Here is a 26,862-nt window from a genome sequence, read left to right as displayed (position 1 = left end):
ACCCGGTCACACCCCCGCCGGGTACGTCTCCATCTCGCCGGGCGTGACGTGCGCCGGCAGCGGGTGCAGCGCCGTGGTCTCGTCGCACCAGATGAACGCGTCGTAGCGCTCGCCCAGCCGGGTCGGCACGTAGTTGCCCCAGGACTCGAAGCTCGGGTCGTACACCACCCCGATGGCCCGGTGGTCCGCCTCGCCGGTCACCCACTCCGGCTGGTCGTCGCCGCCGAAGACCAGCACCGCCCGGTCCGGCATCAGCTCGTGCAGCCGGTGCTCCACCGAGCCCTTCCGGGCCGGCGGCACCACCATCGCCTCGGCCGGGGAACCCCAGCGCGGAGCGGATATCACGCTGCCGCGCCAGCTCCCGAAGCCGATCAGCGCCACCGTGTCCCGGCCGTGCCGTTCCCGGCCCAACTGCCCGATGTTGACCATCCCGTCCGCCGCCATGTCGGTGGCCCGGGCGTCGCCGACGTGCGTGTTGTGCGCCCACACGATTCCCCGCGAGCCCGGCCCGTACCGGTCGAGCAGCCGGTCGAGCGTGTCGGCCATGTGGATGTCGCGCACGTTCCACGACTCGGGGCCGCCGCCGACCATGGCCCGGTAGTACCGCTCCGCGCCGGCCACCACCTCCGCGTTCTGCCAGGCCGAGAAGCGGTCCGGACCGTCCGCGGCGGCCTGTTCCCGGGTACGCGCCAGCAGCCGGACCACCTCCTCCTCGCACCGGGCGGAGACGAACCGGCTGGCCATCGCGTACTCCTCGGGCCGCTTGCCGTACGGCTCGAAGCAGCGGTACGCCTCCTGCGCCGCCTCCAGCGAGGCCGGGTCCTCCTCGCCCAGGTAGTCGAAGATGGCCTGCATCGACTCCCAGAGGGAATACACGTCCAGCCCGTGGAAGCCGGCCCGTTCCCCCTCCGGGCGTTCCAGGTTCCACGCCCGCAGCCAGCGGCAGAAGCGGGCCACCTCGGCGTTCGCCCACATCCAGGTGGGCCAGCGTTCGAACCGTTCCAGCGCGACCAGCGGATCGGCGAGCCCGTCCGGCGCGCCGACCACCGACCGGTGCACCCGGTCGCAGTCCGGCCAGTCCCCCTCCACCGCCACGAAGTCGAACCCCTGCTCGGCGATGAGGCGCCGGGTCAGCTGCTCCCGCAGCCGGTAGTAGTCGTAGCTGCCGTGCGTCGCCTCGCCGATCATCACCACGCGGGCGTCCCGGACGCGCTCCAGCAGCGGGTCGAAGTCGCTCGGCGCGCCGAGCCGCTGAACCAGCATGTCCGCGGCTACCCGGGGCCCGCCGGGGCAAACCGCCGCCGTCGAGTCGGGCGGCGGGCGTACGGCGGCGGCTGCGGCCCGGGTCGGCGGGGCGGGCGTAGCGGCGGACGCGGGCCCGGCGGGGGGCATGGCGCCGGGCTCATTGGGTAGCCGGGCGGCATGACCGTCACCGGCGCGCAGTTGCAGGAGTTCCTGGCCGGGCTGGACTACCCGGTCTCCCGGGAGGACCTGGTCCGCTGGGGCCAGGAGAACGGTGCCAGCACCGAGGCGCTGCAGGCGCTGCGGTCCCTGCCGGCCGAGGAGTTCCAGTCCCCCACCGAACTGGGCGAGGCGATCGTCACGCTGGCCGGCGCCTGACCTGCGGGTGTTAAGAGGGGCCCCTTCCTCTACCGGAGGCGTTAATAAGGGGCCCTTCCTTACAGCTCGACGGTGCGGCCCTGCGACCTTGCGGTCTCGGCGGCGTCGAGCACGGCCACCACCTCGCGGCCGAACCGCACGTCGCAGCGGTGGTCGCGGGTGCCCGCGTCGACCTCTTCCAGCAACTGGTCGAGCGCGGTGGAGAACGCCTGGAGCGCGCTGCCGTCGCCGGGCGGGACGGTCTCGGTGCCGTTCTCGCCGAAGAAGACGAAGTCCCGGGTGACCGCCTCGGACGGCGCGTCCAGGGTGAGCGAGAGCGAGCTGGTGGCGCCGCCGTCGTGGGTGAGCAGCAGGTGCACCAGACCGCTCGGGCCGTCCATCGCGGCGACCCGGGTGACCCGGCCGAGCACCGGCAGGATCAGCGACAGCGCGTGCGGGCCGATGTCCCAGAGCGCGCCGCGCTCCCGCCGCCAGGTCGAGTCGCCGTACGGGTTTCCCGGCTGGAAGATCGACGCGAACATGGTGGCCCGGGCGTGCTGCCAGCCGCCGGCTGCGGCGGTCGAGGCGAGGAACCCGGTGACGTTCGGGTGGAAGCGCTGGGTGAAGAAGACCACCGAGGCCACACCGGACGCCTGGGCCGCGTCGACCACCCGGTCGGCGCCGGCGAGGTCGAGCGCCAACGGCTTGTCCAGCAGCAGGTGCCGCCCGGCGGTGGCGGCGCGGACGGCGATGTCGGCCTGCACGTCCGGCGGGAGCGCCACGGCGATCGCGTCGCACGCGTCGATCAGCGCGTCGACGTCGGTGAAGGCCGGTACGCCGTGCCGGGTGGCCAGCTCCTCCGCCTTGGCGGGGTTGCGCCCCCACACGCCGGCGAGGCGTGCCCGCGGGTGCGCCTCGATGGCCGCGGCGTGCGTCTGCGCCGCCCAGTAACCCGTGCCGAACAACCCGAACCGCACCCGGACCCCCTGCCGTCGACGTCCGCCACCGGCGTACGCCGGCACCGTGATCCACGCTAGTCCTCCGGCCGGTCCGGCGCGCCTCGACCCGGCGGGCGGGCCGCTACTACACCGGTTAGTAGGCTGTGCCGGTGAACGACACTGTGTCGACGACCGTCGCGGCGGCCGCCGGATCGCCGGTGGACGGGCCGCTCGCCACGGTCGCGATCGTGATCTCGCTGGCGGTCGCGCTCTGGGCCCTGGTGGCGGCGGTACGCCACCGGCCGCCGGACCGGATCCAGTTCGTCGGCCTGGCCGTGCTGGAGGTGGCGCTGCTCGCGCTGACCGTGGTGGCGCTCGTCGCGCTCGGCGGCGGCGAGCGACCGGGCGAGCCGGGCGCGTTCTTCGGCTACCTGGCGACGCTCGTCTGCCTGCCGCCGCTGGCCTGGGTGCTGGCGCGGATGGAGCCGACCCGGTGGGGCTCGGGCATCGTCTGCGCGATCTGCCTTGTCACGCCGGTCGTGGCGGTCCGGCTCCAGCAGACCTGGGAGGCGCTCGGTGGCTGACACCACGACCGCGCACGAGCATCGCGCCACCAACCGCGGCCCGGGCCGGCTGCTGATCGCCGTCTACATCGTCTTCGCCATCGCCGCGACCTCGCGGGCCGGCCTGCAGATCGCCACGAAGTTCGACGAGGCGCCGGTGGCGTATCTGCTGTCCGCGGTGGCGGCGCTGATCTACATCGTGGCCGCGGTCGGGCTGGCCCGGGCCGGGCACGCCGGCCGCCGGGTCGCGCTGGCCTGCTGCGCCGTCGAACTGGTCGGGGTGCTCGGCGTCGGTGTGCTGAGCATCGCCGACAAGGAGCTGTTCCCGGACGAGACGGTCTGGTCCGGCTTCGGCAGCGGCTATGGCTACGTGCCGCTGGTGCTGCCGGTGCTCGGTCTGTTCTGGCTCTGGCGCACCCGGCGCGACCCCGCCTGAGCGGGCCCGCGCCGGGTCGGGGGCCGGTCAGTCCTTCGGACCGCCGGCGACGTAGATGACCTGGCCGGAGACGAACGACGCGCCCTCGCTGGCGAGGAACGAGATGGTGTGCGCGACGTCCTCCGGGCGGCCGGGGCGGCGTACCGGGATCTCGGCGGCGGCGTGCTTCTGCAGGTCGTCGAAGTCGACCTTCATCCGCGCCGCGGTGGCAGCGGTCATGTCGGTGACGATGAAGCCCGGCGCGACCGCGTTGACAGTCACCCCGAACGGGCCCAGCTCGATCGCCAGCGTCTTGGTGAAGCCCTGGAGGCCGGCCTTCGCGGCCGAGTAGTTCGCCTGGCCCCGGTTGCCGAGCGCGGACGTGCTGGACAGGTTGACGATCCGGCCCCACTTCGCCTCGACCATGTGCTTCTGCGCGGCCTGGCTGAACAGGAACGCGCCGCGCAGGTGCACGCCCATGACCGTGTCCCAGTCGCCCTCGGTCATCTTGAACAGCAGGTTGTCGCGCAGCACACCCGCGTTGTTGACGAGCACTGTCGGTGCGCCCAGCTCGGCGGCGATCCGCTCCACGGCTGCCTCGACCTGGGCCCGGTCGGACACGTCGGCGCCGACGCCGAGCGCCCGGCCGCCGGCCGAGCCGATGGCGTCCACCGTCTCCTTGGTGGCGGACTCGTCGATGTCGACCACGGCGACGACCGCGCCGTCGGCCGCCAGCCGGCGGGCGGTCGCCGCCCCGATGCCGCGCGCGGCTCCGGTGACGACGGCGATGCGGGGCTCCTCCGACATGCTTACCTCCCGGTAACTTGTGGCTCGATCGAAGGAGCTTAACCCGCCGGTACGCCGCGCCTACCGCCCGTGGCGCCGGCAGAGCCGGATCCACCGGTAGCCGTACCCGCCGAGCTTGAGCCGGTCGAGCTTGCCCACGTCCTCGTAGTTGCGGTCGCTGAGCACGTCGATCGGCAGGTCCGCCTCCGGGGCCAGCGTGCTCAGGTCCACCTCGACGTCCTCGGTGCCGAGGTTGTGCAGGAAGACCATCGTCCCGGTACGCCCGTCGGCGCGGTGCGCGAGCACGCCCGGCGGCATCGGCACGTCGATGTGGGTGGTGCTGCCCGAGCCGGTCTCCGGCGCCTCCCGCAGCGTCCGAATCATCCGCTCGAACCAGCCGAGCAGCGAGCGCGGGTCCTTGCGCTGGGCGGTGACGTTGACCTTCTGATAGCCGTACTCGCCCTTGTCGATCACCGGGCGGACCAGCTTCTCCGGCTCGGCGGTGGAGAAGCCGGCGTTGTCCGCGTAGGACCACTGCATCGGGGTGCGGATCGCGTCGCGCCCGTCCAGCGACAGGTCCTCCCCCATGCCGATCTCCTCGCCGTAGCGCAGCACCGGCGTGCCGCGCAGCGAGAACTGCAGCGAGTACGCCAGCTCGATGTGCCGGCGATCGTTGCCGAGCATGGGCGCCAGCCGGCGGCGGATGCCCCGGCCGTAGAGCTGCATGTTCTCGTCCGGGCCGAACTTCGCCAGCACGTCGTTGCGCTGGTCGGCGGTGAGCCGGGACAGGTCGATCTCGTCGTGGTTGCGCAGGAACGTGGCCCACTGACCGCCGGTGGGCAGCTTCGGGGTGTCCCGCAACGCCTCGATGATCACCTCCGGGTCCTCCCGGGCCAGGGCGAGCATCAGCCGGCCGTTGAGCATGAAGTCGAACAGCATGTGGATCCGGTTGCCCGAGCCGCTGCCGTCACCGAAGTAGACGGGCAGCTCGTCCGGCTCCACGTTCGCCTCGGCCAGCAGGACCGCGTCGCCACGTCGCCACTGCACGTGCTGACGCAGGTCGGTGAGGAAGTCGAAATCCTTCGGCGAGTTCGGGTTGCCCGGTTCGGTGCGCTCGATGATGAACGGCACGGCGTCCATCCGGAAGCCGGAGACGCCGAGCTGGAGCCAGAACGAGGTGATCTTCTTGATCTCCGCGCGGACCTTCGGGTTCTCGATGTTCAGGTCCGGCTGGAACTTGTAGAAGCGGTGATAGTACCACGCCTTCGCGGTCCGGTCGTAGGTCCACGTCTCGTGCTGCTCGCCCGGGAAGACCATGCCCTGGTGGCGGTCGGCCGGCTCGTGGTCGGCCCAGACGTACCAGTCCCGGTACGGCGAGTCCGGCGAGGACCGGGCGGACTGGAACCACGGGTGCTGGTCCGAGGTGTGGTTGACCACCAGGTCGATGATCACCCGGATGCCCCTGTTGCTCGCCTGGTGCAGCAGTTCGGCGAAGTCGCCGAGCGTGCCCAGTCGCGGGTCGACGTTGTAGAAGTCGGTCGCGTCGTACCCGTCGTCCTCGTTGGGCGAGGGGTGGATCGGGTTCAGCCACAGGCAGGTCACGCCGAGCCGGGCCAGGTAGTCCAGCCGGCCGATCAGCCCCTGGAAGTCACCCACTCCGTCGCCGTCGGAGTCCGCGTACGTGTCGACGTCGAGGCAGTAGACGACCGCCTCCTGATACCACCTGTCACCCATGCGAGGACTACTTCTCCGAACGTGCGCGCCGTCAAACCCGGTACGGTGCCGGGATGAACGAGGCGTACGACTGGTCCGCCGGCCACTGGCTGAACCCGCCCGAGCGGGCCGAGCCGGTCGACGGCGGCCTGCTCGTCGAGCCGCACGGCGGCAGCGACTTCTGGCGGCGCACCAGCTACGGCTTCGTGCACGACGACGGCTCGGCACTGCTCGCGCCGTTCGGCGTGGGCAGCGCCGTGGAGGTGTCTTTCCTCCTCGACTACTCGGAGCAGTTCGATCAGGCCGGTGTGCTGGTCCGGGTGGACGAGCGGCGGTGGACCAAGGCCGGGGTCGAGGTGAGCGACGGCGCGCCGCAGGTGGGCGCCGTGGTCACCGACGAGTTCTCGGACTGGTCGGTGGCGCCGGTGCCGCAGTGGTCGGGCCGGGAGGTGACGGTCCGGGTGAGCCGGGCCGGGGACGCGCTGACCGTCCGGGCCCGGTGCGACGACGAGCCGTGGCGGCTGGTCCGCGTCGCCCCGCTCGACCCGTCGGCGCAGGCGTCGGCCGGGCCGTACTGCTGCTCGCCCAGCCGGGGCGGGCTGCGGGTCCGCTTCACCGGCTGGCGACGGGGTCCGGCGGACGCGGCGCTGCACCCGGAGGGCTGAGTCACAGGTGTGACACCGGCCGGTCCGGGTAACACTTTCGGATCTCCGGCTCTCGCGTGGAAGGACCGACATGGCCCTGGCCCAGGACGTCGACCCGAACCAGTTCACCGGGCTGACCGGCTGGGTGGCGAGCGTGATCGACTCGCTCGGCGCGGTCGGCGTGGCGTTGCTGGTGGCGCTGGAGAGCATCATCCCGCCGATCCCGAGCGAGATCGTGCTGGCGATGGCCGGTTACCTGTCCGCCGAGGGCCGGTTCAACGTGGTGCTGATCGTGGTCGCCGCGACGGTCGGCTCGCTGCTCGGCGCGCTGGTGCTCTACTGGCTCGGCGCGGCGCTCGGCGAGGAGCGGCTCAAGCGCTGGCTGGACCACATCCCGCTGGTCGACCTGCAGGATCTGGAGAAGGCCGACCGCTGGTTCGAGCGGCACGGCCGGTGGGCGGTGCTGATCGGCCGGGTGGTGCCGGTGGTGCGCAGCCTGGTCTCGATCCCGGCCGGCGCGAACCGGATGCCGCTCGGTGAGTTCATCCTGCTCACCACGCTCGGCAGCGGGGTGTGGAACGCGCTGATCGTCGGCGCCGGGTTCACCCTCGGGTCGCGGTGGGAGGACGTCGACAGGTACAGCTCGTGGTTCAACTACGCGATCTTCGCCGTCTTCGGTTTCATGATCGCGAGCTGGGCGGTGAAGAAGGTGCGCCGGCGGCGCGCCCGGCAGTCGGTGACCGCCGGGCGCTGACCGCGTCGCGGGCTCAGAAGCCGGCGGTGATGCCGGTGAACTCCCAGGTGTTCTGCGCGATGCCGGAGCAGTTGGCGACCACGCCGCCGCCGGGGCAGGGCCGGTCCCGGTTGACCGACCAGAACGTGAACCGGGCCAGGCCGCGCGCCTTGGCCCAGTCGCGGATCTGCGTCCAGGTGGCCGGCGAGGTCAGCTCCTGCTGGTCGGAGAGGCCGTTCATGCCGGACAGGCCCATGTGGGCGTACGCGGTGGCGTCGGACCAGCCGAACGCGTTCTTGAGCGCGGTCTTCAGGCCCTCGGCCGCGTTCACGGTGCTCTGGTACATGTTCGCGCCGCCGCCGAAGTCGAACGGCATGATCGTGAACACGTCGATCCCGGCGCCCTTGGCCGCGGCCTGGTTGATCAGCCGGGTGCCGTAGTACGACGGCCCGGTGGTCGAGGTGCCGAACGTGATGATGGTCTTGATGCCCGGGTTGTTCTGCTTGACGATCTTCAGGGCGTCCAGGATGCGGTCCTGCACCACCTCGTTCTCGAACTCGTCGCTGTTCTCGATGTCGATGTCGATGGCCTTCAGCCCGTACGCGTTGATGACCTGCTGGTACGCGCCGGCCAGCGCGGCGGCGGACGAGCAGTTCGGGCCGAGCTTGTTGCCGCTCCACCCGCCGAAGGACGGGATGACGTCGCCGCCGGCCGCCTTGATCGCGGCGATGGTGGCGGCGTGCGTGCCGCCGGTCAGCGGACCGCTGCCGTCCCAGGCCGGGGTGCAGCCGCCGCCGGAGAGCACGAACGCGATGGTGAACCACTTGATCCCGGTCGCGCCCATCACGGTGGACGGCGCGGGCGGGTCGCCCCAGCCCGGGTAGAGGTAGGGAGCGGCGGCCATCGCGCCCCCGCCGCCACCGGTACAGCCGCTGGTGGTGGCCGCGACCGCCGCCGACTTCGCCGACTCGCCGCTGCCGTTGTACGCGGTCACCGTGTAGCTGTGCCCGCTGCACGCGGCCAGCCCGGAGACGGTGGCCGAGGTGCCGGTGACGGTGGCCTTGACCGTGCTGCCCTCGTACACCCGGTAGCCGGTGACGGTGCCGGAGACCGCGTTCCAGGCGAGCGAGACCGACGACGCGGTGGTGCCGGTGACCCGCAGGCCGCCGGGGGTGGCGGGCGCGCCCGGGTTGCCGGGGTTGCCGCCGCCGGCGCAGGAGGCGCCGTTGACGGTGCAGTTCACCGGGTCGCCGGTGCCGCTGACGACGAAGCCGAAGCTGGTGCTGGCGCCCGGGGCGAGCGCGCCGTTCCAGGACTGGTTCACGGCGGTGACGTGCTGGCCGGAGGTGGTGAGGCGGGCGTCCCAGAACGAGCCGAGCGTGCTGCCGGACGGCAGGTCGAACTGGACGTTCCACGAGGAGATGGCGGCGGAGCTGTCGTTTGTGACGGTGAACCGGGCCTCGTACCCGCTGCTCCAGCTGGAGGTGCGGACGAAGGCCGCGGTGGCGGCGGAGGCGGGCGGGGCGGCGAGCAGCGCGCCGGCGACCACGGCGGTGGTCAGCGCGGCGGCGAGCGTCGCCAGGCGGGGGCGGAGTCTCACGGCGTCCTCCAGGGGACGGGCGGGGGGTGGAGAGGGATTCACAACCGTCGACGTGCGCCTATTATTAGGAGTGTTAACTGTTTCTGTCCAGCACCGGTTCGACGCGACCCGGACCGGGGTCCGGGTCGCGCCCCCATCGGCCTCAGCGGCGGAAGGTGAACCAGTTGACGTTGACGAAGTCGGACGGCTGCCCGCTGCTGAACGTCAGGTAGACCGTGCGCCGCCCGGTCACCGCGCCGACGTTGCCCGGCACCGAGCGCCAGGTCTGCCAGCCGCCGGTGTTGCCGATCGCGAAACTGCCGATCGGCGGCGCGGTCGGGCTGTCCACCCGGACCTCCACCAGCCCGCTCACCCCGGACGCCGCGCCGGAGGCCACCCGGGCCACGAAGTCGCGCGGCGGCGTGGAGCCGAAGTCGACGTTGTCGTAGCGGGCCCAGTCGCCGTTGGCGAGCCAGCCGATGTCCTGGCCGCCCTCGGAGCACGTCTCCACCTGCACGCCGTTCTGCGCGTTGAACGACTCGGCCTGGATCGTCGAGTAGGCGTCACGCACCCCGCCCGGCGGCGGCGTGGTCGGGGTCGGCGACGGGTTGCTCCCGCCACCCCGGGTGTAGACGGCCACGTAGTCGACGAGCATCGACCGGCCGGACACCGTCGACGCGGTCGGCGTCGCCGAGCCGGCCACGCCGTCCGGGAAGCCGCCGCCCATCGCCACGTTGAGCAGCAGGAAGTAGCCGGCGTGGTTGGTCATCTGACTCCAGTACGGCTCACCGATCTGGTTCTGCCCGACGGTGTGGAAGAGCTGGCCGTCGACGTACCAGCGCAGCTGCTGCGGGCTGATCGAGGCGTCCCACTCGAACCGGTAGGTGTGGAACGCCGACTGGCAGGTGCTGCCCGGGCAGGCCCGGGACGCGCCGATGCCGTTGAACTCCCCGCACGGGCCGCCCGGCGCGACACCGCAGTGCAGCACGCCCCAGACCGAGTTGATCCCGTTGACGTTCTCCATCACGTCGAACTCGCCGATACCAGGCCAGTTCTGGTAGTTGCCCCGGTACGGCGAGCCGAGCGCCCAGAACGCCGGCCAGTACCCGGATGCCGCCGCGCCGGTCACGTTCGGCATCTGGATCCGGCCCTCCAGGGCCAGCACGCCGCCCGACGGCGGCTTGAAGTTCGCCCGTACCGTCTCGATCCGGGCCGAGGTCCAGCGGCCGGCCGAGTCCCGCAGCGGCGTGATGCGCAGGTTGCCCGAGCCGTCGTGGGCCAGGTTGGCGGTGCTGGAGGTGTAGGTCTGGATCTCGCCGGTGCCCCAGTTGGCCGGGCCGCCCGGGTAGCTGGTGCCGGTATCGATGATCCAGTTGGCGGACGAGGGCAGCGTGCCGGCCGAGCCGGTGAAGTCGTCGCTCCACACCAGGCTCCAGCCGGAGGGAGTCGGGGGCACCGCGGCCTGGGCGGTCATCGAGACGCCCGCGAGCGCTGTGGTGAGCGCGAGCACACCCGCGGCCAGGGCGAGGCGGCGGCGCGATCGGGGCACGGTGGCGGAGGCGGCCGGAGCCGCCGGGATCGGGTTCATTCGGGGTGCCTCTCTGCGGGGACGGGTCCGGGAGAGCGCTCTCTGAGAGCGATTTCTACGCGCCCGCCCCCGCACTTGTCAACGCTTGTCGATGGCTGCCGCCGGCTGCGGGCGACGCAGCACCACCTGCTCCAGCGCCGTCCACGCCGTGGTGGTCACCAGATAGAGCACCGCCGCCAGCGGCACCACCAGCGCGACGAGCACCGTGCCGTACGGCAGCAGCGGCAGCAGCCGGCCGAGCACCGCCGCGCCCGGACCCTCGGTCGGCGTCCCGGCCACCGTGCCGGTGGCGGCTGCCGCCCGGCGCATCCGCCGCGACGACCACCAGGCCAGCGCGAGCAACGCGGCCAGCAGCACGCCGAACACCAGCGGCGCCGGGCCGGCCAGGCCGTCGCCGAGGTGCCACCCCAGCGGTACGCCGGCCAGCCGCTCCCCCAGCAGCTGCGGCGCGCCGTCACCGGTGGCGAACAGGCGGTACATGACCAGGAAGAACGGCGCCTGCAACAGCGCCGGCAGGCAGCCCGCGACCGGACTGGCCCCGGCGTTGCGGTAGAGCGCGAACAACTCGGTCTGGAGGCGGGCCGGGTCGTCGGCGTACCGGCGCTGGAGTTCCCGTACCTCGGGGGCGAGTGCGGTCCGGCGCCGCTCCCCGCGGACCTGGGCCACTGTCAGCGGCGAGATCAGCAGCCGGACCGCGGCGGTGAACAGGACGATGGCGGCCGCCGTGGCGGCGCCGCCGGTGAGCGGGGCGAGCACGTCGGCGAGCCAGGTGACGACGGTGGCCGCGGCCGACGCCGCGGAGTGCAACGGTGCGAAGGCGAGCATGGGTGGACCCCTCGATGGCGATTCCGGGTGTCCCGGGCGGCGACGTGCCGCACGGCGGGACGGATGACGACGGAATCGGCCGCGAAAGCCGGGAAGGAAACGGCGGCCCGCCGGCGCGGGCCGGAAGGTGGCTACGCGGCCGAGGGGCGCAGGCCGGGTGCGCGGGGGCGCGGACGCCCCGGCGCGTTCGGGTCGACCTGGCGGGGAACGCCGCGACGGCGGGCGCGGGCCCGCAACGCGGCGGCGAACCGGGTGCCGGGCGGCGTGGGCAGCGCGCGGACCCGCAGCGCGAGCAGGGTGGCGAGCAGCAGCGCGGCGACCACCGCCGCGCCGGCGAGCAGCCCGGCCGGCCGGTCGGCGAACAGGGCGAGCGCGTACGCCCACGCCCCCGTCAGCACCGCCAGCATCCCCGCCACGCGACCACGGTATCCCGCCGTGTCACGCCCTGCTGCCCCGTGCGCGAACGCACTCGACCGACCCGAACGGGCGAACCGGCGCCGACACGCCCACCGGCACGTTTTCCGGAACGGACACGGTGGGTAACAGGTCCTCGGCCACGCGGCACCGTGCCGCGAGTGGTCCGGAGGAGACGGTGGTGGCGATGAGCGGCTCAGTGGCGGAGCGGGAGCGGAGCGCCGCGTCGGGCGGAACCGACCTGCTGACAGTCGGCGTCGAGGAGGAGTTCCTGCTCGCCGACCCGCACACCGGGACCGCCGTACCCGCCGTCGACCTGGTCATGGAGCAGGTGCCGGCCGAGCTGCGCGGTCAGGTGGAGCGCGAGTTCCAGACCAGCCAGATCGAGATCGGCAGCCCGCCCGGGCTGGACCTGTCCTCGATCCGGCACTCGCTGTCGATGCTGCGCGCCGAACTGGCCGACGCGGCCGAGCGGGCCGGCGTACGGCTGCTCGCGATCGGCACCGGACCGGTCGACGGGCCGGTGCCGCCGGTGGTGGACAAGCCCCGCTTCGACCGGATGATCGAGCGGTTCCGGCTGCTGGTGCCCGGTCCCGGCAACAACGGCATGCACGTGCACGTCGGCATCCCCGACCCGGACACCGGCGTGCAGGTGCTCAACCACGTCCGGCCGTGGCTGCCGATCCTGCAGGCGGTCACCGCGAACTCCCCGTTCTCCCGCAGCGAGGACACCGGGTACGCGAGCTGGCGCTCGGTGGAGTGGGAACGCTGGCCGTCGGTCGCGCCCACCCCGTACCTGGAGTCGCACGAGCACTACGAGCGGCTCATCCGGCAGCTCATCGCCAGCGGCGTGATGCTGGACGAGGGAATGCTCTACTGGTACGCCCGGCTCTCCGCCAAGTACCCCACCGTGGAAATCAGGATCGGCGACGTCTGCCCGACCGTGGACGACGCGGTGCTCGTCGCCGCGCTGGTCCGCGCGCTCGTGGCGACCGCGCTCACCGACATCGCCGCCGGCCGTCCCGCCGTCAACACCGACCACCACCTGCTCGTCGCGGCGCACTGGCGGGCCGCCCACGACGGGCTGGAGGGCGAGGGCGTCGACCTCACCGACGGTGAGCTGCGCCCGGCCTGGGAGCTGCTGGACCGGCTCGTCGACCGGCTGCGCCCGGAACTGGATCGGCACGGCGACCTGGACCGGGTGACCGATCTGCTGGGCGGGCTGCGCCGGCACGGCAGTGGAGCGGCCCGGCAGCGGGCGGTGTTCGCGCGTACCGGACGGCTCGTCGACCTGGTCACGGACGTGGCACGCCAGACCCGTGGCTGAGCGGCCGCACGGCCGTGTCCCGGCGTGACAGGATGGGCGGCGTGGCGGAGCGCATGATCGTCATCGGCGGCGACGCCGCCGGCATGTCGGCGGCGTCGCAGGCGCGTCGCCGCCGCCGCGACCGGTCCGACCTGGAGATCGTCGCGTTCGAGCGGGGGCACTTCACCTCCTACTCGGCCTGCGGCATCCCCTACTGGGTGAGCGGCCTGGTCGAGGAGCGGGACGAGCTGATCAGCCGCGATCCGCAGACCTTCCGCGACGACTTCGGCATCGACGTCCGCACCCGGCACGAGGTCACCGCCGTCGACCTGGACCGCCGCGAGGTGATCGCGCGGGACCTGGACGGCGGCGGCGAGGTCCGCGCCGGTTTCGACACCCTGGTGTACGCCACCGGCGCGTCCCCGGTGCAGCCGGACTGGGCGCGCGACGACGTGTCGGGCGTGTTCGGCGTGCAGACGCTGGGCGACGGCGCGGCGCTGATCGACTGGCTGGAACGCGAGCCCCGGCCCCGGCGCGCGGTGGTGGTCGGCGGCGGCTACGTCGGCGTGGAGATGGCCGAGGCGCTCGTGCAGCGCGGGCTCTCCGTCCAACTGGTGGAGCAGGCCGACCAACCCATGTCGACCGTCGACCCGGACATGGGCGAGCTGGTGGCCGACGCGATGCGCGCCACCGGCATCGGCGTCCGCACCGGCCTCACCGTCACCGGGCTGGAGGAGCGGGACGGCCGGATCTCCGCCGTGGTCACCGACGAGGGACCGGTCCCGGCCGACGTCGTGGTCCTGAGTCTCGGGGTACGCCCCAACACCGCGCTCGCCGAGGCCGCCGGACTGCCGATCGGGCCCTCCGGCGGCGTCCGGACGGACCGCCGGATGCGGGTGCCCGGCGTGCCCGGCGTCTGGGCTGCCGGTGACTGCGTGGAGTCGCTGCACCGGGTCAGCGGCATGCCGGTACACATCCCGCTCGGCACGCACGCCAACAAGCAGGGCCGCGTCGCCGGCATCAACATCGGCGGCGGCTACGCCACCTTCCCCGGCGTGATCGGCACCGCCGTCACCAAGGTCTGCGAGCTGGAGGTGGGCCGCACCGGGCTGCGCGAGCGGGACGCGCTGGACGCCGGCTTCGAGTTCGTCACGGTGCTGGCCCAGTCGACGAACCGGGCCGGCTACTACCCCGGCTCGCGGGAGATGACGGTCAAGCTGATCGCCGAGCGGCCCAGCGGGCGGCTGCTCGGGGCGCAGATCGTCGGCTGGTCCGAGGCGGCCAAGCGGATCGACGCGCTCGCCGTGGCGCTGTGGAACGGCATGACGGTGGACGAGATGACAGCGCTCGACCTGGGGTACGCGCCGCCGTACGCCCCGGTGTGGGACCCGGTGCTGATCGCCGCCCGCAAGGCCGTCGACGCCCTCGCCGCCGCTGTGTAAGGAAGGGCCCCCTATTAACGCCTCCGGTAGAGGAAGGGCCCCTTCTTAACACCGAGACCCGGGTTTGTCGGTGCCCGGCGTTAGCGTGTGCGCGTTGCCGGTCCGGCGCTTCCCCTCGGAGGTAAACCCCCATGTCACAGGAGACGACCTACCTCGAACTGTCCGAAGTGGACGGTGGAGCGCACAAGTTCTACGAGGTGGTGGTCGACGACACCGCGATGACCGTGCGCTACGGGCGCATCGGCGACCAGGGCCAGGTGAAGACGAGCACCTTCCCGGACAACGCCCGCGCCCGCGCCGCCGCCGCGAAGAAGATCGGCGAGAAGGTCCGCAAGGGGTACGCCCCGGCGGTGCGCGGCGTACGCCAGAAGCGCACGGTCTCGCGCCGGCAGATCGTCAGCACCCGCTCCACCGCCCGCACCGCGCCGGTCCTCTGGCGGTACGCCTCGGGCGCGCCCGCCTTCGGCATCTTCGTCGACGACCGGCACTGCATGGTCGGCAACGAGCACGGCGTGATCACCACGCTCGACCACGACGCCCGGCTGGTCAACCAGGTCCGGCTCCCCGACGGGGTGAAGTGCATCGTCGCCGACGACGCCTGGGTCTACGCCGGCTGCGACGACGGCAACGTCTACGACCTGTCCGGCAAGGTGCCGCGCGCGGCGTACGCGATCGCGCCCGAGATCGACATCTACTGGCTGGACATCCACGACGGCGTGCTGGGCGTGTCCGATCGCGACGGCGGCATCTCGGCGATCGACCACGAGGACGAGTTCCTCTGGCGCCGGCCGGGGCGCGGCCGGTCCGCGTGGATGGTGCGCTGCGACGCCGACGCGATCTACCACGGCCACTCGCAGGGGGTCACCGGCTACGACTGGCGTACCGGGCGGGAACTGTGGCACACCGGCACCGGGGCGGTCCTGTTCGGCTGGCAGGAACGGGACGCCGTGTTCGCCGGCACCGGCACCCGCGAGGTGGTCCGCCTGCGCAAGGACGGGCGGGCCGAGCAGACGTACCGCTGTGACGCCGCGGTCTTCTCCTGCGCCACCGCCGAGGGCGGCCGGTACGTGTTCGCGGGCGACAGCGCCTCCTCGATCTACTGCTTCGACCAGGCCGGCAACCGGCTGTGGAAGCTGGGCACCGGCTGCGGCTCGGCGTACTCGATGCAGTACCACGACAACCGGCTCTACGTGGTCACCACGAGCGGCCACCTGGCCTGCATCGACGCGAGCGAGGCAGTGATCCGGGCGGCCGAGGCGGGCAGCGTGCCGGACGTGGTCGACGTGAAGGCGCCGGCCCGGCTGCCCGAGCCGGCCGCCTGGACGTCCGTCGAGGTGACCACCGACGACCGCGACGGCGTGCTGGTGCAGTGCGTCGAGCAGGGCGGCCGGCTGCGCGTCCACGTTCTGGCCGACGGCTACCGGCGGGACTGGCCGGTGCAGTTCCCCAAGGGCATCCGCGAGCCGGGCGCGCGCTTCCTGGTCACCGAGATCCGCGAGTCCGGCCGGGGCGGCTTCTACCGGGCATACGGGGACATCCGCCGGCTGCGCTGAGCCGCCGGCCGAGTCGGAGGGCGGGTCGGCCGGGGTCCTCGGCCGACCGTCCCGGCGAATCGACAGGCCGACGGGGCAGCCGGCAAACGCATCGACGGAGTACGGTACCGACAGGAGAACTCTCCGTTACCGGTCGACCTCGGAAGGGGCACCGACATGCGAGTGTGGCGCATGGCCGCGACGGCTCTTCTCCTGCTGCCCGGTGGTGTCCTGGTCGCCGCTCCGCCCGCAGCCGCCGCGCCTTCCCCGACCGCCACGCCTTCCGCGACCGCTGCGCATTCCGCGACCGCTGCGCATTCCGCCACCGCCACGCCTTCCCGGGCGGTTGCGGCGGATCGGACGCCACCGGTGCTGGTGGACGTCACGGTCTCACCCGACGCGGTCTCCGTCGCGGGCCTCGACCTGGTGCCGGTGACGGTGAGCGCGCACCTGACCGACGACACCGGCGTCGTCGAGGCCTCCGAGATGGACGGCGGCTCCCTGCCTTACGTCGGTCTGCGCCTCGTCGGCACGGACCGCACCGACGGCGCCGAGTTGTCGCTCACCGCCGGCACCCCGCAGGACGGCACCTGGAGCGCGACGATCCACGTGCCGTCGACCTGGAACGGCACCTGGGAGGTCAACCACCTGGTGGCTACGGACGCCGCCTGGAACCGGCTCGACGTCGACCCGTCCGCCTCGGCGAACACCAGGCTGAAGGTCACCGGCACCCACCGGCCCGCGGTCACCATGCGTTTCACCCCGGACCCACTGGTCGGTGACGGTCCGCTGACCGTGGCGGGACGGTTCTACTACGAGGACACCGGCGAGGGCATCGGCAACCAGCCGATCTTCTTCGGCAGCGACAACGTCTGCGTCGAATATCTGAGCGAGCCCAACGGCACCACCAGGGCCGACGGGACGTTCTCGCGGACCTATCCGAAGGGCGACAACTACCTCAAGTGCGTCGGCATCATCCGTCCGTCCCCCTCGGAGATCTCGCCGCGCTACATCGTCGTCGCGGCTGACCATCCCCGGGTGAGGCCGACAATCACGGCGAAAGCGAACCGCACCACCGTCAGGCCCGGCACCACAGTCACCATCACCGGCGTGGTCAAGCCCGACGGCAGCTTGGACATCGAACTCCAGCAGCTCCAGGGCAGGACGTGGCGGAAGGTGGCCGCCGACCTGACGAACGGCGACCGCGGCGCGTACCGCATCACCATCGCGCCGAAGACACCCGGCACCTTGCGCTACCGCGTGGTCGTCCCGAACGGGGACCCGGCGCTGGTCGGCGTGTCCGAGGTGGTCACCGTACGCGTGTCGACACCCGGCGGCGAGCCCTCGCCGGGCGGCGGCGGAGGCGGTGGCACCGTCGGAGGCGGAGGCACCGGAGGGCTTCCGATCACCGGTCCCGCCACCGCGCCGCTGGTGGCTGGCGGCGGGGCTCTCCTGATCGTCGGCGCCGGCCTGATGCTGCTGGCCCGCCGCCGCCGACCGACCCCGGACGGACGGTAGATCCGGACGGGCACCGGGCCGGGCACGACGACTGCCCCGGCCCGGCTCCCCTGACCGCGGATCACACCGGCGCCCCTTCCCCAACCACACCCGGCACCTGACGTCCCGCGCCGAACCCTCCACTCCTGCCAGTTGATCAAGGAGTTTGCGGCGAATTTCTGGCGCTCCGGTGACGCGAACTCCTTGGTCAACACCGGGTGCCGAATGCTGCCCGCCGACTGACAGCCACGGCCCAGCTTGATCAACACCAGGTCGCCGAGGTGGTGGCATCAACGGCTCCGCGACACCACCACCTCGGCGAGCTGGTGTTGATCAAGGGTGATGATGCCGCCACCTCGGCGAGCTGGTGGGAGGCGTGCATGCGTCAAGGGTGGGACCGGCGTCGGCGGTGATCTCGGGCAGATGAGCACCGTCCGGTTGATCCATCTCGTCTTCGTCAGGCCGCTCGGCGAGGGCCGGGACGGCCATGAGCGTCACTTCGTCGGCGTGCGCGTCGAGGACGCCGCGGTGCACGGCCGGTCGCCTCGCTCGGCCAGGATGACCGGATGGGGTGTGACATTCCTGAGAGCCTGCGCTGGGTCGAGCGGACGGAGGCCGGGCGGGCCTGGCTCGCGGAACTGCCGGACCGGCTCGCCGCGTGCGTCGCACGGTGGGAGCTGACGGTCGGGCCGCCGTTCGGGTACGCGTTCGCGTCGCTGGCGCTGCCCGCGACGCTGCCCGACGGGACGCGGGCGGTGCTGAAGCTGCAGTACCCGGACGACGACAGCCGGCACGAGGCCACCGCGTTGGCGCACTGGGACGGCCGGGGCGCGATCCGGCTGCTCGCCCACGATCCGGGCCGGCGCGCGTTGCTCGTCGAGCGCTGCGACCCCGGCACCCCGCTGTACGGCCTGCCGCCCGACGCCGCGCTGGACGTGGCGGTCGAGCTGCTGCCCCGCCTCGGGGTGCCGGCCGGACCGCCGTTCACTTCGCTCGCCGAGGAGGCGGCCGGCTGGGCGGAGCGGATGCCGGGCAACTGGCAGCGGGCCAACCGCCCGTACGAGCGGCGGCTGCTCGACGCCGCGCTCGGGCTGCTCGCCGACCTGGCGCCGAGCCAGGGTGAGCAGGTGCTGGTCAACCAGGACCTGCACGCCGGCAACATCCTGGCGGCGGGACGCGAACCGTGGCTGGTCATCGACCCGAAGCCGCTGGTCGGCGAGCGGGAGTTCGCGGTGGTGCCGCTGGTGCGCGGCGCCGAGCTGGGCCACTCCCCCGCGGCGGTCCGGCACCGGCTCGACCGTCTCAGCGCCGAGCTGGGCCTGGACCGGGAGCGGGTACGCGGCTGGGCGATCGGCCAGACGGTGGCCTGGAGCATCGGCGGCGACCAGGTCTTCCCCGGCAACGTCGAGGCGGCCCGCTGGCTGCTCGACGAGATGTGAGTCAGCCCGCCTGGCAGGTGGGGCACCAGTACAGGTTGCGTCCGGCCAGCGTGCCCCGGCTCACCTCGGTGCCGCAGACGTGGCAGGGCGCGCCGGGGCGGCGGTAGACGTACACCTCGCCGCCGTGCCGGTCGACGCGCGGCGCGCGGCCGGTGACCTCGGGCAGGTCGGCGTCGCGCACCGTGTCGATCCGGCCCCGCTCGACCGCGCGGGTCATCAGCGTCACCAGGTCCGTCCAGAGTTCGGCCCAGCCGGCCGCGCTCAGGTCGCGGCCGGGCAGCAGCGGCGGCCGGCCGGCCCGGAACAGCGCCTCGGTCACGAAGATCAGGCCGGTGCCGGCCACCACCGACTGGTCCAGCAGCAGCGCGGCGAGCGGGGTGGGGCTGCGGCGGATCCGCGCGTACACCCGGTCGGGGTCGGCGTCGGCGCGCAGCGGGTCCGGCCCGAGCCGCTCGCGCAGCGCCGTCACCTCGGGCGGGGTCAGCAGTTCGCAGGCGGTCGGGCCGCGCAGCTCCAGCCAGTTCCGGTCGCTGTGCAGGCGCAGCCGCACCTGCCCGACCGGGGACGGCGGTTCCCCGGGCCCGTCGGCGAACTTCCCGTACAGACCCAGGTGTACGTGCAGCGTCAGCTCGCCGGCGTAGTGGTGCAGCAGGTGCTTGCCGTACGCCTCGGTGCCGTCCAGGACGGTGCCGCTGAGGCGGGCCGCGCCCTCGGCGAAGCGGCCCTGCGGGCTGTCTGCGTGCACCTTGTCGCCCGCGAACAGCTCGGCGTGCCGGGCGGCGAGGCGGTGGATGGTGTGTCCCTCTGGCACAACGACCAAGCGTAGCCAGCGGATCGGACCGCCGGCGACGTCGGGTCCTGAGACGACGTTGAATCGATGTTCGTCGACTGAAAGACTGGCGGCGGTAGCGCTCGGGAGCCAGTGCGAGCCGCTCGATCTCGCCGGAGGGACAAGCGCGGGGTGATGTGCCACCCCGGTGCCGGGCAGTCGTCTCCGGCGCTCCGCCGTGCCGCTACGGCGGCGACATCGCGGTCCACCACCACTCCGGCGCCGACCGCCCCCGGCGCCCCCAGCTCGGGAGAGACACATGCTCCGTACGCTCGGCGCAGCACTGGCCGCCACCCTCGCCCTGACCGGCCTGACCGTCTCGGCCGGTGCCGACCAGTCACCCGCCGCCACGGCGATGACGGCCGCCGCCACGGCGACGCCCACTCCCACGCCCACCTTCGCCTGCCCGCCGGCGCTGCCGGTCACCGGCCAGGTGACCGGGGCCACCGCGACCAGCGTCACCATCACCTACTGGATGGTGCTCAGCCCGCCCTGCGGCTACGACCCGCCGCTCCTCGTCAGCCTCTTCACCAGCCGCGAGGACGCCACCGCGTGGCGCAACCCGGTGGCCGAAGCCGTCACGGGGCCGGAGCGCCAGGGAAAGGTGACAGTCACCGGCCTGGCCCCCGACACCGACTACTGGTTCCGGTTCGGCGACACCCACGGCACACGGGACCCGTACGTGATCGGCGGGCCGGCCCGGACGTCGGGAACCTGCTCCGCGACGGCCACGATCGACGCCGGCTGGGGCGGTGGCTTCGTCGCCACGGTCACCGTCCGCAACGACGGCGCCGAGCCGGCACCGGGCTGGCTCGTCTCCTGGCGCTGGTCGGGTGACGAGCGCATCCAGTCGGTCTGGGGTGGGGTGGCGGAGGGCACCGGCCAGGACGTCGCGGTCCGCAACGCCTCCTGGAACGGGACGCTGCCGCCGGGTGGCTCGACGACGTTCGGCCTGCTCGTGGCGGCCGGCGCGACGCCCGGCACCATCACGCCGAAGTGTGGCAGGTGACAGCCGTGCGAGGGACGACACGGTACGGCGCGGTCGTGGTGGCGCTCGCGGTGGCGCTCGCGGCGGCGGTGCTGGGACCGGCGGCGGGCGCACTGGCGGCGCCGGTGACAGTCACCAACGGCACCCAGTTCACCGACACGAGCGGCGCCGTGGTGCACGCCCACGGCGGCGGCGTGCTCAAGGTCGGCGACTACTACTACTGGTTCGGCGAGAACCGCAACCCGGACAACACGTTCCGGGCGGTCTCCGTCTACCGCTCGACGGACCTGCGCACCTGGGAGTTCCGCAACAACGTGCTCACCCAGTCGTCGGCGGCCGAGCTGCGGGTCGCCAACATCGAACGGCCGAAGGTCATCTACAACGCCGCCACCGGCCGGTTCGTGATGTGGATGCACAAGGAGAACGGGTCCGACTACAACGAGGCCCGGGCGGCTGTCGCCTCCTCAGCCACTGTGGACGGCAGCTACACCTATCACGGCAGTTTCCGGCCGCTCGGGCAGCACATGTCCCGGGACATCACGCTCTACAACGACAACGGCACCGCGTACATGATCTCGGCCGCCGACGACAACTACGACCTGAACATCTACCGGCTCACGTCGGACTACCTCAACGTGGCCACCCTGGTGGGCAACTTCTGGGACGGCGCGCACCGCGAGGCGCCGGCGATGTTCAAGCGGGGCAGCACCTACTTCCTGCTGACGTCGGGGGCGACGGGGTGGAGCCCGAACCAGGCCCGGTACGCCACCGCGCCGAGCATCTCGGGACCGTGGAGCGGCTGGACCGACGTGGGCAACGGCACCACGTTCAACTCGCAGCCGGCGTTCGTGCTGCCGATCCAGGGCACGTCCGGCACCAGCTACCTCTATCTGGGTGACAGGTGGGCCGGAGCGTGGGGCGGCCCGGCCAACGACTCCCAGTACGTGTGGCTGCCGATCGCCTTCCCGACCGCCACCAGCATGAGCCTGACCTGGTACCCGTCGGTCACCATCGACGCGGCGGCGGGCACCGTCACCGGCAATTCGCCCGCGTACTACCGCGTCACCGCCCGGCACAGCGGCCGGGTGCTGGACGTGATCAACGGCTCCACGGCGAACAACGCCGAGGTCAAGCAGTGGAGCTGGAACGGCGGCGGGAACCAGAGGTGGGAGTTCCAGGACGCCGGCGGCGGATGGTTCCGCCTCGTCAACGCCGCGAGCGGCAAGTGTCTCGACGTCGCCAGCGCGAGCACCGCCGACGGCGCCAACATCATCCAGTACACCTGCGGCAGCGGCGCCAACCAGCAGTGGCAGTGGGCCGCGCGCGACGGCTGGTTCCAGTTGCGGGCCCGGCACAGCGGCAAGTGCCTGGACGTCGTCAACGCCGGCACCGGAGATGGCGCGGACGTCCAGCAGTACACCTGCGGTTCGGGCACCAACCAGCAGTGGTCACGCACGGTGGCGTGACCGGACGGCACGCCTGAGCGTGCGGAGCGAGCCCCGGGGTGTCGATTTCGGCACCCCTGGGTACTTCCTGCATGTCATGCGCGGCCTCCGCGCCTGGATCAGGAGGTGCCACAGTGAAGATCCTGTCCCGCCGGAACGCTCCGGCGACCAGTACCGATACCAACGGCGACGGTGTCGTCGACGAACGCGACCGGACCGCCGAGCAGCCGGCCGACCGGCCGGTGGTCACCGACCGCGACGAGGAGCGGACCACGTACCGCAGCGCCGCCACCGCCACCGACGACGAGCGCGCCCGGGACGCGGCGACCGACCGGGACGCACGCGACCTCGACGCCACCACCGACGGCCGGACGGCGACCACGACGACCGGCCGCCGGACCGTGGCGGCCGACGACGAGCGGGAGGCGGAGGCACGGCGGCGGGCCGCGGACCGGGGCGCGGCGGCGCGTGCGGTCACCGGCCGCCGGGTCGACGCCGACACGCGGACCGTTCCGGTGACCGACGCGCGGACCGCCGGCGCGGCGCCCGTCGCCGAGCGCACCACCGACCTGGACCGCGACGGCCGCACCGACCTCGACCGGGACGGCCGCCCCGACGGTACGGACACCGACGGCGACGGCCGGGTGGACCGGCCGGAGCCGTACACCACGAAGCGTCCCCGGGCCAGCCTGCTCGCCACGCTCGGCCTGATCGTCTCCGTGGTCGGGGCGCTGTTCGTGCTCTCCGGCACGCTCGCCGGGTACGGCATCGGCGTCGGCGCGGCCGGCGCGGTGCTGGCCGTGCTGGGCCTGATCGCGACCCGTCGCCGGCACGTGGCGGGCAAGACCGACGCGCTGATCGGCATCGCCGTCGGCCTGGCCGCGGTGGTGCTCGGCATCGTGGCGATGACCGGCCAGTTCGACTGGCCGACCACCGACGGCGACTGGGTGGGCCGCTTCCGCGAGTGGCTCGACTCACAGTTTGCCAACTGGTTCTGACGGGCACTGTCCCGATCGCCGACGCAGGGCGTCGGCAGCCTGATCAGCTCCGGTGGTTCACCGGCCGGGCAACACCTCTTTCGGGGGCGGCGGTTCGCCGCCCCCGAAGTGTGTCCGGCGTCGACGCAACGATCGTTCGCCACCCACTGGTTCAACGCAACGATTCGCTGCTCAACGCAACTTCTCGCGGTGGATGTCGTCTACCCGGGCCGCATAACGTTGGACCACGGCGCCAGCCCGTGGGCCGACGGTGGCCGGGCGCGCCCGACCCTGGGAGCACGACATGACGATGGACGCCATCCGCCAGCGCTTTCTGATGTGCCGGCCGACGTACTTCGCCGTCGACTACGCGATCAACCCGTGGATGGACCCGACCGCCCCGGTCGACGCCGACCTGGCGATCCGGCAGTGGGAGCAGCTTCGGCGCACGTACCTCGACCTGGGCCACGAGGTCGACCTGATCGAGCCGGTCGCCGGCCTGCCGGACATGGTCTTCGCCGCGAACGGCGGCACCGTGATCGACGGCAAGGCCATGGCGGTGCAGTTCCGCGACCCGCAGCGCGCCGACGAGGCGCCCGCGTACCGGGCCTGGTTCGAGGCCGCCGGCTTCGAGATGTACGACCCGAAGCACGTCAACGAGGGCGAGGGCGACATCCTGCTGGCCGGTGACCACCTGCTCGCCGGCACCGGGTTCCGCACCGCGCACGCCTCGCACGCGCAGCTCCAGGAGGTCTTCGGCTACCCGGTGGTCACCATGCAGCTGGTGGATCCCCGCTTCTACCACCTGGACACCGCGCTCACCGTGCTCGACGAGCGCACCGTGGCGTACCTGCCGGAGGCGTTCTCCCCCGGCAGCCGGGCGGTGCTGCGCCGGCTGTTCCCGGACGCGATCCACGCCACCATGGCCGACGCCGAGGTGCTGGGCCTGAACGCGGTCAGCGACGGCCGGCACGTGGTGCTGCCCGCGCAGGCCACCGACCTGGCCGCGAAGCTGCGCGACCGGGGCTACGAGACCATCGGGATCGACCTGTCCGAGCTGCGCAAGGCCGGCGGCGGACCGAAGTGCTGCACGTTGCGACTCCGTCAGGGAAAGGCGAGCAAGTGATCATCGACGACATGCTGCGGACTCCGTCCGCGGTCCGGGACGCGGAGCGTCACACGGCGCACAACTACCACCCGCTGCCCGTGGTGATCTCGTCGGCCGAGGGCGCCTGGCTGACCGACGTGGACGGCCGCCGCTACCTGGACTGCCTGGCGGGATACTCGGCGCTGAACTTCGGCCACCGGCACCCGAAGCTGATCGAGGCCGCGCACGCGCAGCTCGACCGGCTCACGCTGACCAGCCGCGCGTTCATCCACGACCAGTTCGCCGACTTCTGCCGCGAGCTGGCCGCGCTCTGCGGCAAGGACCTGGTGCTGCCGATGAACACCGGCGCCGAGGCGGTAGAGACCGGCATCAAGGTGGCCCGCAAGTGGGGCTACCAGGTCAAGGGCGTCCCGCCGGGCCAGGCCAACATCGTGGTGGCGGAGGGCAACTTCCACGGCCGTACGACCACCATCGTCAGCTTCTCGACCGACGAGGACGCGCGCGCCGACTTCGGGCCGTACACCCCGGGTTTCACTGTGGTCCCCTACGGCGACCTGGCCGCGCTGACCGAGGCGATCGACGAGAACACGGTGGCCGTGCTGCTGGAGCCGATCCAGGGTGAGCAGGGCGTCGTGGTGCCGCCGGAGGGTTACCTGCCGGGTGTGCGCCGGGTCTGCACCGAGCGCAACGTGCTGTTCGTCGCCGACGAGATCCAGTCGGGTCTGGGGCGTACCGGCGCGACGTTCGCCTGCGAGCACGAGGGCGTCGAGCCGGACATGTACCTGCTCGGCAAGGCGCTCGGCGGCGGCATCGTGCCGGTGTCGGCGGTGGCCGCGAACCGCGACGTGCTGGGTGTGCTCCAGCCGGGTCAGCACGGCTCGACGTTCGGCGGTAACCCGCTTGCCTGCGCGGTCGCGACCGAGGTGGTCCGGCTGCTGGCGACCGGCGAGTTCCAGCGCCGCTCGGCCGAGCTGGGCGAGCGGCTGCACGCCGGCCTGCGCGGCCTGCTCGGCAAGGGCCTGGTGGCGGTACGCGGTCGCGGCCTGTGGGCCGGGCTGGACATCGACCCGGCGCTGATGACCGGCCGGCAGGCGTGCGAGCTGCTGATGGAGCGGGGTGTGCTCGCCAAGGACACACACGGTTCGACCATCCGGCTCGCCCCGCCGCTGGTGATCACCGAAGAGGAGATCGACCACGCGGTGGCGCAGCTCGCCGCCGTGCTGGCCGGCTGAGGCCGTACGCGAGAAGGCGCCGGGACCGCGACGGTCCCGGCGCCTTCGCGTGCGGGTCACTGACGTGGCAGCCGCATCGCCATCGTCGGCGCCTCGGCCATCACCGAGTTCGGGGTGTACGTGGCGTCGCTGCTCATCTTGGCGGCGCGGCCCACCTGCACGCCCGGGTACAGCTCGATCAGGTCCCCCTCGGCGAGCACCCGGGACTGCTGCGGCGCCAGCGCGATCCGCTCGTTCTCCGCCATCGAGCCACCCGGGCGTACGCCGGAGCCGTTGGTGCTGGTGTCGGTGACCACCACCTCGCCCACGCGCAGCTCCAGCCGGATGTGGCTGCGGCTGATCCAGCGCCGGGCCTCGTCGTTGAGCCACTGGCCCAGCGTCACCGCGCCCGGCCCCTCCGGCGCCCGGCCGACCTGCACCGGCTCGGTCTCGGTGAGCGCGAACCGCTTGCGCACCAGCCCGCCGATGCGCACCGCGAGCACCTCGGTACGCGGGCGCGGACCGGCGTCGGAGAGCCGCGCGCCGTGCCGGGGGCAGGTCGGGGCGCCGGTGCGCAGCGTGGGCGGCGGCTGCTCGGCCGGCGCCCGGTCCACGGCGGCCAGGTCGGCGAACGCGCCGCCGCCCCCGCCGCCGCCGAACAGCGCGCAGCCCGGCTCGGGGCAGCGCCACTGCCGGGAGAGCAACTTGACGCCGGCCGGTGAGCGGCTGCCGGTGGCCGGGTCCTGGCCGCCGCCGACGTGCGCGATGAACACCGGCCCACCGGCGCCGGGCACCGGGGCGAGCACGCGCCCGGCCTGCCCGAGCCACGGGTACCGGCCGACCAGCCCGTCCAGCCGGGCCCGGGTGAGCACCGGCAGGCCGAGCAGGTCGGCCACCTCCAGCATCCGGTCACCGGGCTGGTCGAGCACCTCCACCAGGCCGTCGTCGGCCCAGCGGCGGACCACCATCCGCTCGTTGGAGGTCAGGTCGGCGTCGGACAGCAGCGCCCGGTGCACGATCGCGTAGACCGGGACGCTGTCCTCACCGATCTGCCGGGACAGCGCGTCGATGACCATGCCGAGGCGCAGCAGGCTGGCCGGCCGACCGCCGTCCAGGTTCTGCCAGCGGATGACCTCGGCCAGGTCGACCACGGCCCGGGCCAGCGACGGATCGGTGCAGACCCGTCCCTCGATGGCGTCGAGCACCTTGCTGATCTCGAATCTCATGCCGCAGCTCCGCACGATGTCGTCCCGTGACGCGGCCGGGGTGGTACGCCCCGCCGTGCCGCGCG

At 72.8% G+C, this 26,862-nt stretch carries 24 protein-coding genes and 1 pseudogene; 15 read left to right on the top strand and 10 right to left on the bottom strand.

The annotated features are described in order from the left end of the window. Positions 1 to 6: 6 nt before the first annotated feature. Positions 7 to 1,263, bottom strand: a complete 1,257-nt coding sequence (locus tag BAW75_RS20125; protein WP_104114535.1) for an erythromycin esterase family protein — start codon at positions 1,261 to 1,263, stop codon at positions 7 to 9. Positions 1,264 to 1,422: 159 nt separating this feature from the next. Here BAW75_RS20125 and BAW75_RS20120 point away from each other — a divergent pair, with 159 nt between their 5' ends. Beyond that, positions 1,423 to 1,620, top strand: a complete 198-nt coding sequence (locus BAW75_RS20120) for a DUF2795 domain-containing protein (RefSeq protein ID WP_043328589.1) — start codon at positions 1,423 to 1,425, stop codon at positions 1,618 to 1,620. A 59-nt stretch (positions 1,621 to 1,679) separates the two neighbouring features. On the opposite strand, the gene BAW75_RS20115 is transcribed toward BAW75_RS20120, so the two are convergent. Next, a complete protein-coding gene (locus tag BAW75_RS20115; RefSeq protein ID WP_043328587.1) occupies positions 1,680 to 2,576 on the bottom strand; it encodes a Gfo/Idh/MocA family protein in 897 nt (298 codons plus the stop codon). A 131-nt stretch (positions 2,577 to 2,707) separates the two neighbouring features. Here BAW75_RS20115 and BAW75_RS20110 point away from each other — a divergent pair, with 131 nt between their 5' ends. Continuing rightward, complete coding sequence (locus tag BAW75_RS20110) at positions 2,708 to 3,121, top strand: hypothetical protein (RefSeq protein ID WP_082931094.1); 414 nt, start codon at positions 2,708 to 2,710, stop codon at positions 3,119 to 3,121. Beyond that, positions 3,114 to 3,591 (top strand): annotated as a pseudogene (locus BAW75_RS20105) (hypothetical protein). The gene BAW75_RS20110 and the pseudogene BAW75_RS20105 overlap by 8 nt, the downstream one beginning before the upstream one ends. Here the strand turns inward: BAW75_RS20105 and fabG are convergent. Together fabG and BAW75_RS20095 are read right to left on the bottom strand one after the other, a co-directional pair. Next, positions 3,564 to 4,322, bottom strand: a complete 759-nt coding sequence (gene fabG / locus BAW75_RS20100) for a 3-oxoacyl-ACP reductase FabG (RefSeq protein WP_104114534.1) — start codon at positions 4,320 to 4,322, stop codon at positions 3,564 to 3,566. The pseudogene BAW75_RS20105 and the gene fabG sit on opposite strands and share 28 nt — an antisense overlap. Before the next feature lie 60 nt (positions 4,323 to 4,382). After that, positions 4,383 to 6,035 carry an alpha-amylase family protein gene (locus tag BAW75_RS20095; protein WP_104114533.1) on the bottom strand — a complete coding sequence of 551 codons (1,653 nt, stop codon included), beginning with the start codon at positions 6,033 to 6,035 and terminating at the stop codon, positions 4,383 to 4,385. 53 nt (positions 6,036 to 6,088) lie between these two features. Here BAW75_RS20095 and BAW75_RS20090 point away from each other — a divergent pair, with 53 nt between their 5' ends. Together BAW75_RS20090 and BAW75_RS20085 are read left to right on the top strand one after the other, a co-directional pair. Continuing rightward, positions 6,089 to 6,679, top strand: a complete 591-nt coding sequence (locus BAW75_RS20090) for a DUF1349 domain-containing protein (protein ID WP_104114532.1) — start codon at positions 6,089 to 6,091, stop codon at positions 6,677 to 6,679. Between the two features lie 70 nt (positions 6,680 to 6,749). Next, complete coding sequence (locus BAW75_RS20085) at positions 6,750 to 7,412, top strand: DedA family protein (RefSeq protein WP_104114531.1); 663 nt, start codon at positions 6,750 to 6,752, stop codon at positions 7,410 to 7,412. 13 nt (positions 7,413 to 7,425) lie between these two features. Here the strand turns inward: BAW75_RS20085 and BAW75_RS33235 are convergent, their stop codons facing one another. From BAW75_RS33235 to BAW75_RS20065, 4 genes are all read right to left on the bottom strand, one after another. Next, positions 7,426 to 8,991 (bottom strand): cellulose binding domain-containing protein, encoded by a 1,566-nt coding sequence (locus BAW75_RS33235; protein WP_069087379.1) that lies wholly within the window; start codon positions 8,989 to 8,991, stop codon positions 7,426 to 7,428. A gap of 142 nt (positions 8,992 to 9,133) precedes the next feature. Beyond that, entirely contained in the window at positions 9,134 to 10,558 is a 1,425-nt protein-coding gene (locus BAW75_RS20075; protein WP_069087378.1) for a carbohydrate-binding protein, read from the bottom strand. Between the two features lie 78 nt (positions 10,559 to 10,636). Continuing rightward, positions 10,637 to 11,383: a YidC/Oxa1 family membrane protein insertase gene (locus BAW75_RS20070; protein ID WP_104114530.1), complete on the bottom strand. Its 747-nt coding sequence runs from the start codon at positions 11,381 to 11,383 to the stop codon at positions 10,637 to 10,639. A 131-nt stretch (positions 11,384 to 11,514) separates the two neighbouring features. Continuing rightward, positions 11,515 to 11,790 carry a DUF6412 domain-containing protein gene (locus BAW75_RS20065; protein ID WP_043328576.1) on the bottom strand — a complete coding sequence of 92 codons (276 nt, stop codon included), beginning with the start codon at positions 11,788 to 11,790 and terminating at the stop codon, positions 11,515 to 11,517. A 185-nt stretch (positions 11,791 to 11,975) separates the two neighbouring features. Between BAW75_RS20065 and BAW75_RS20060 the strand changes: the two genes are divergently transcribed. The 5 genes from BAW75_RS20060 to BAW75_RS20030 all read left to right on the top strand — a co-directional run bounded on the left by BAW75_RS20060 (position 11,976) and on the right by BAW75_RS20030 (position 19,013). After that, positions 11,976 to 13,124 (top strand): carboxylate-amine ligase, encoded by a 1,149-nt coding sequence (locus tag BAW75_RS20060; RefSeq protein WP_104114529.1) that lies wholly within the window; start codon positions 11,976 to 11,978, stop codon positions 13,122 to 13,124. Between the two features lie 41 nt (positions 13,125 to 13,165). Further along, positions 13,166 to 14,545 carry an FAD-dependent oxidoreductase gene (locus tag BAW75_RS20055; RefSeq protein WP_104114539.1) on the top strand — a complete coding sequence of 460 codons (1,380 nt, stop codon included), beginning with the start codon at positions 13,166 to 13,168 and terminating at the stop codon, positions 14,543 to 14,545. Between the two features lie 131 nt (positions 14,546 to 14,676). Then, a complete protein-coding gene (locus BAW75_RS20050) occupies positions 14,677 to 16,098 on the top strand; it encodes a WGR domain-containing protein (protein WP_104114528.1) in 1,422 nt (473 codons plus the stop codon). A 348-nt stretch (positions 16,099 to 16,446) separates the two neighbouring features. Next, positions 16,447 to 17,595: a hypothetical protein gene (locus tag BAW75_RS32625; protein WP_208635280.1), complete on the top strand. Its 1,149-nt coding sequence runs from the start codon at positions 16,447 to 16,449 to the stop codon at positions 17,593 to 17,595. Between the two features lie 545 nt (positions 17,596 to 18,140). Next, positions 18,141 to 19,013, top strand: coding sequence for an aminoglycoside phosphotransferase family protein (locus BAW75_RS20030; RefSeq protein WP_104114526.1), 873 nt, complete (start codon positions 18,141 to 18,143; stop codon positions 19,011 to 19,013). 1 nt (position 19,014) lies between these two features. Here the strand turns inward: BAW75_RS20030 and BAW75_RS20025 are convergent, their stop codons facing one another. Continuing rightward, on the bottom strand, positions 19,015 to 19,824 hold the full coding sequence (locus BAW75_RS20025) for an Fpg/Nei family DNA glycosylase (RefSeq protein WP_104114525.1): 810 nt from the start codon (positions 19,822 to 19,824) through the stop codon (positions 19,015 to 19,017). Positions 19,825 to 20,101: 277 nt separating this feature from the next. On the opposite strand from BAW75_RS20025, the gene BAW75_RS20020 reads away from it, so the two are divergent. The 5 genes from BAW75_RS20020 (at position 20,102) to rocD (ending at position 25,592) form a co-directional block, all read left to right on the top strand. Further along, positions 20,102 to 20,851, top strand: coding sequence for a cellulose binding domain-containing protein (locus BAW75_RS20020; RefSeq protein ID WP_104114524.1), 750 nt, complete (start codon positions 20,102 to 20,104; stop codon positions 20,849 to 20,851). Between the two features lie 5 nt (positions 20,852 to 20,856). After that, entirely contained in the window at positions 20,857 to 22,296 is a 1,440-nt protein-coding gene (locus BAW75_RS20015; protein WP_187693734.1) for an RICIN domain-containing protein, read from the top strand. 113 nt (positions 22,297 to 22,409) lie between these two features. Next, complete coding sequence (locus BAW75_RS20010; protein WP_104114522.1) at positions 22,410 to 23,273, top strand: DUF4190 domain-containing protein; 864 nt, start codon at positions 22,410 to 22,412, stop codon at positions 23,271 to 23,273. Between the two features lie 289 nt (positions 23,274 to 23,562). Further along, positions 23,563 to 24,378: a dimethylargininase gene (gene ddaH, locus BAW75_RS20005; RefSeq protein WP_181373781.1), complete on the top strand. Its 816-nt coding sequence runs from the start codon at positions 23,563 to 23,565 to the stop codon at positions 24,376 to 24,378. Continuing rightward, positions 24,378 to 25,592, top strand: coding sequence for an ornithine--oxo-acid transaminase (gene rocD / locus BAW75_RS20000; protein ID WP_208635281.1), 1,215 nt, complete (start codon positions 24,378 to 24,380; stop codon positions 25,590 to 25,592). The genes ddaH and rocD overlap by 1 nt, the downstream gene beginning before the upstream one ends. A 56-nt stretch (positions 25,593 to 25,648) precedes the next feature. Here the strand turns inward: rocD and BAW75_RS19995 are convergent, their stop codons facing one another. Continuing rightward, entirely contained in the window at positions 25,649 to 26,797 is a 1,149-nt protein-coding gene (locus BAW75_RS19995) for an FHA domain-containing protein (RefSeq protein ID WP_064447934.1), read from the bottom strand. Positions 26,798 to 26,862 lie beyond the last annotated feature (65 nt).

It is taken from the genome of Micromonospora chalcea (assembly GCF_002926165.1).
Lineage (GTDB): Bacteria > Actinomycetota > Actinomycetes > Mycobacteriales > Micromonosporaceae > Micromonospora > Micromonospora chalcea.
This window is presented reverse-complemented; position numbering and strand designations above follow the sequence as displayed.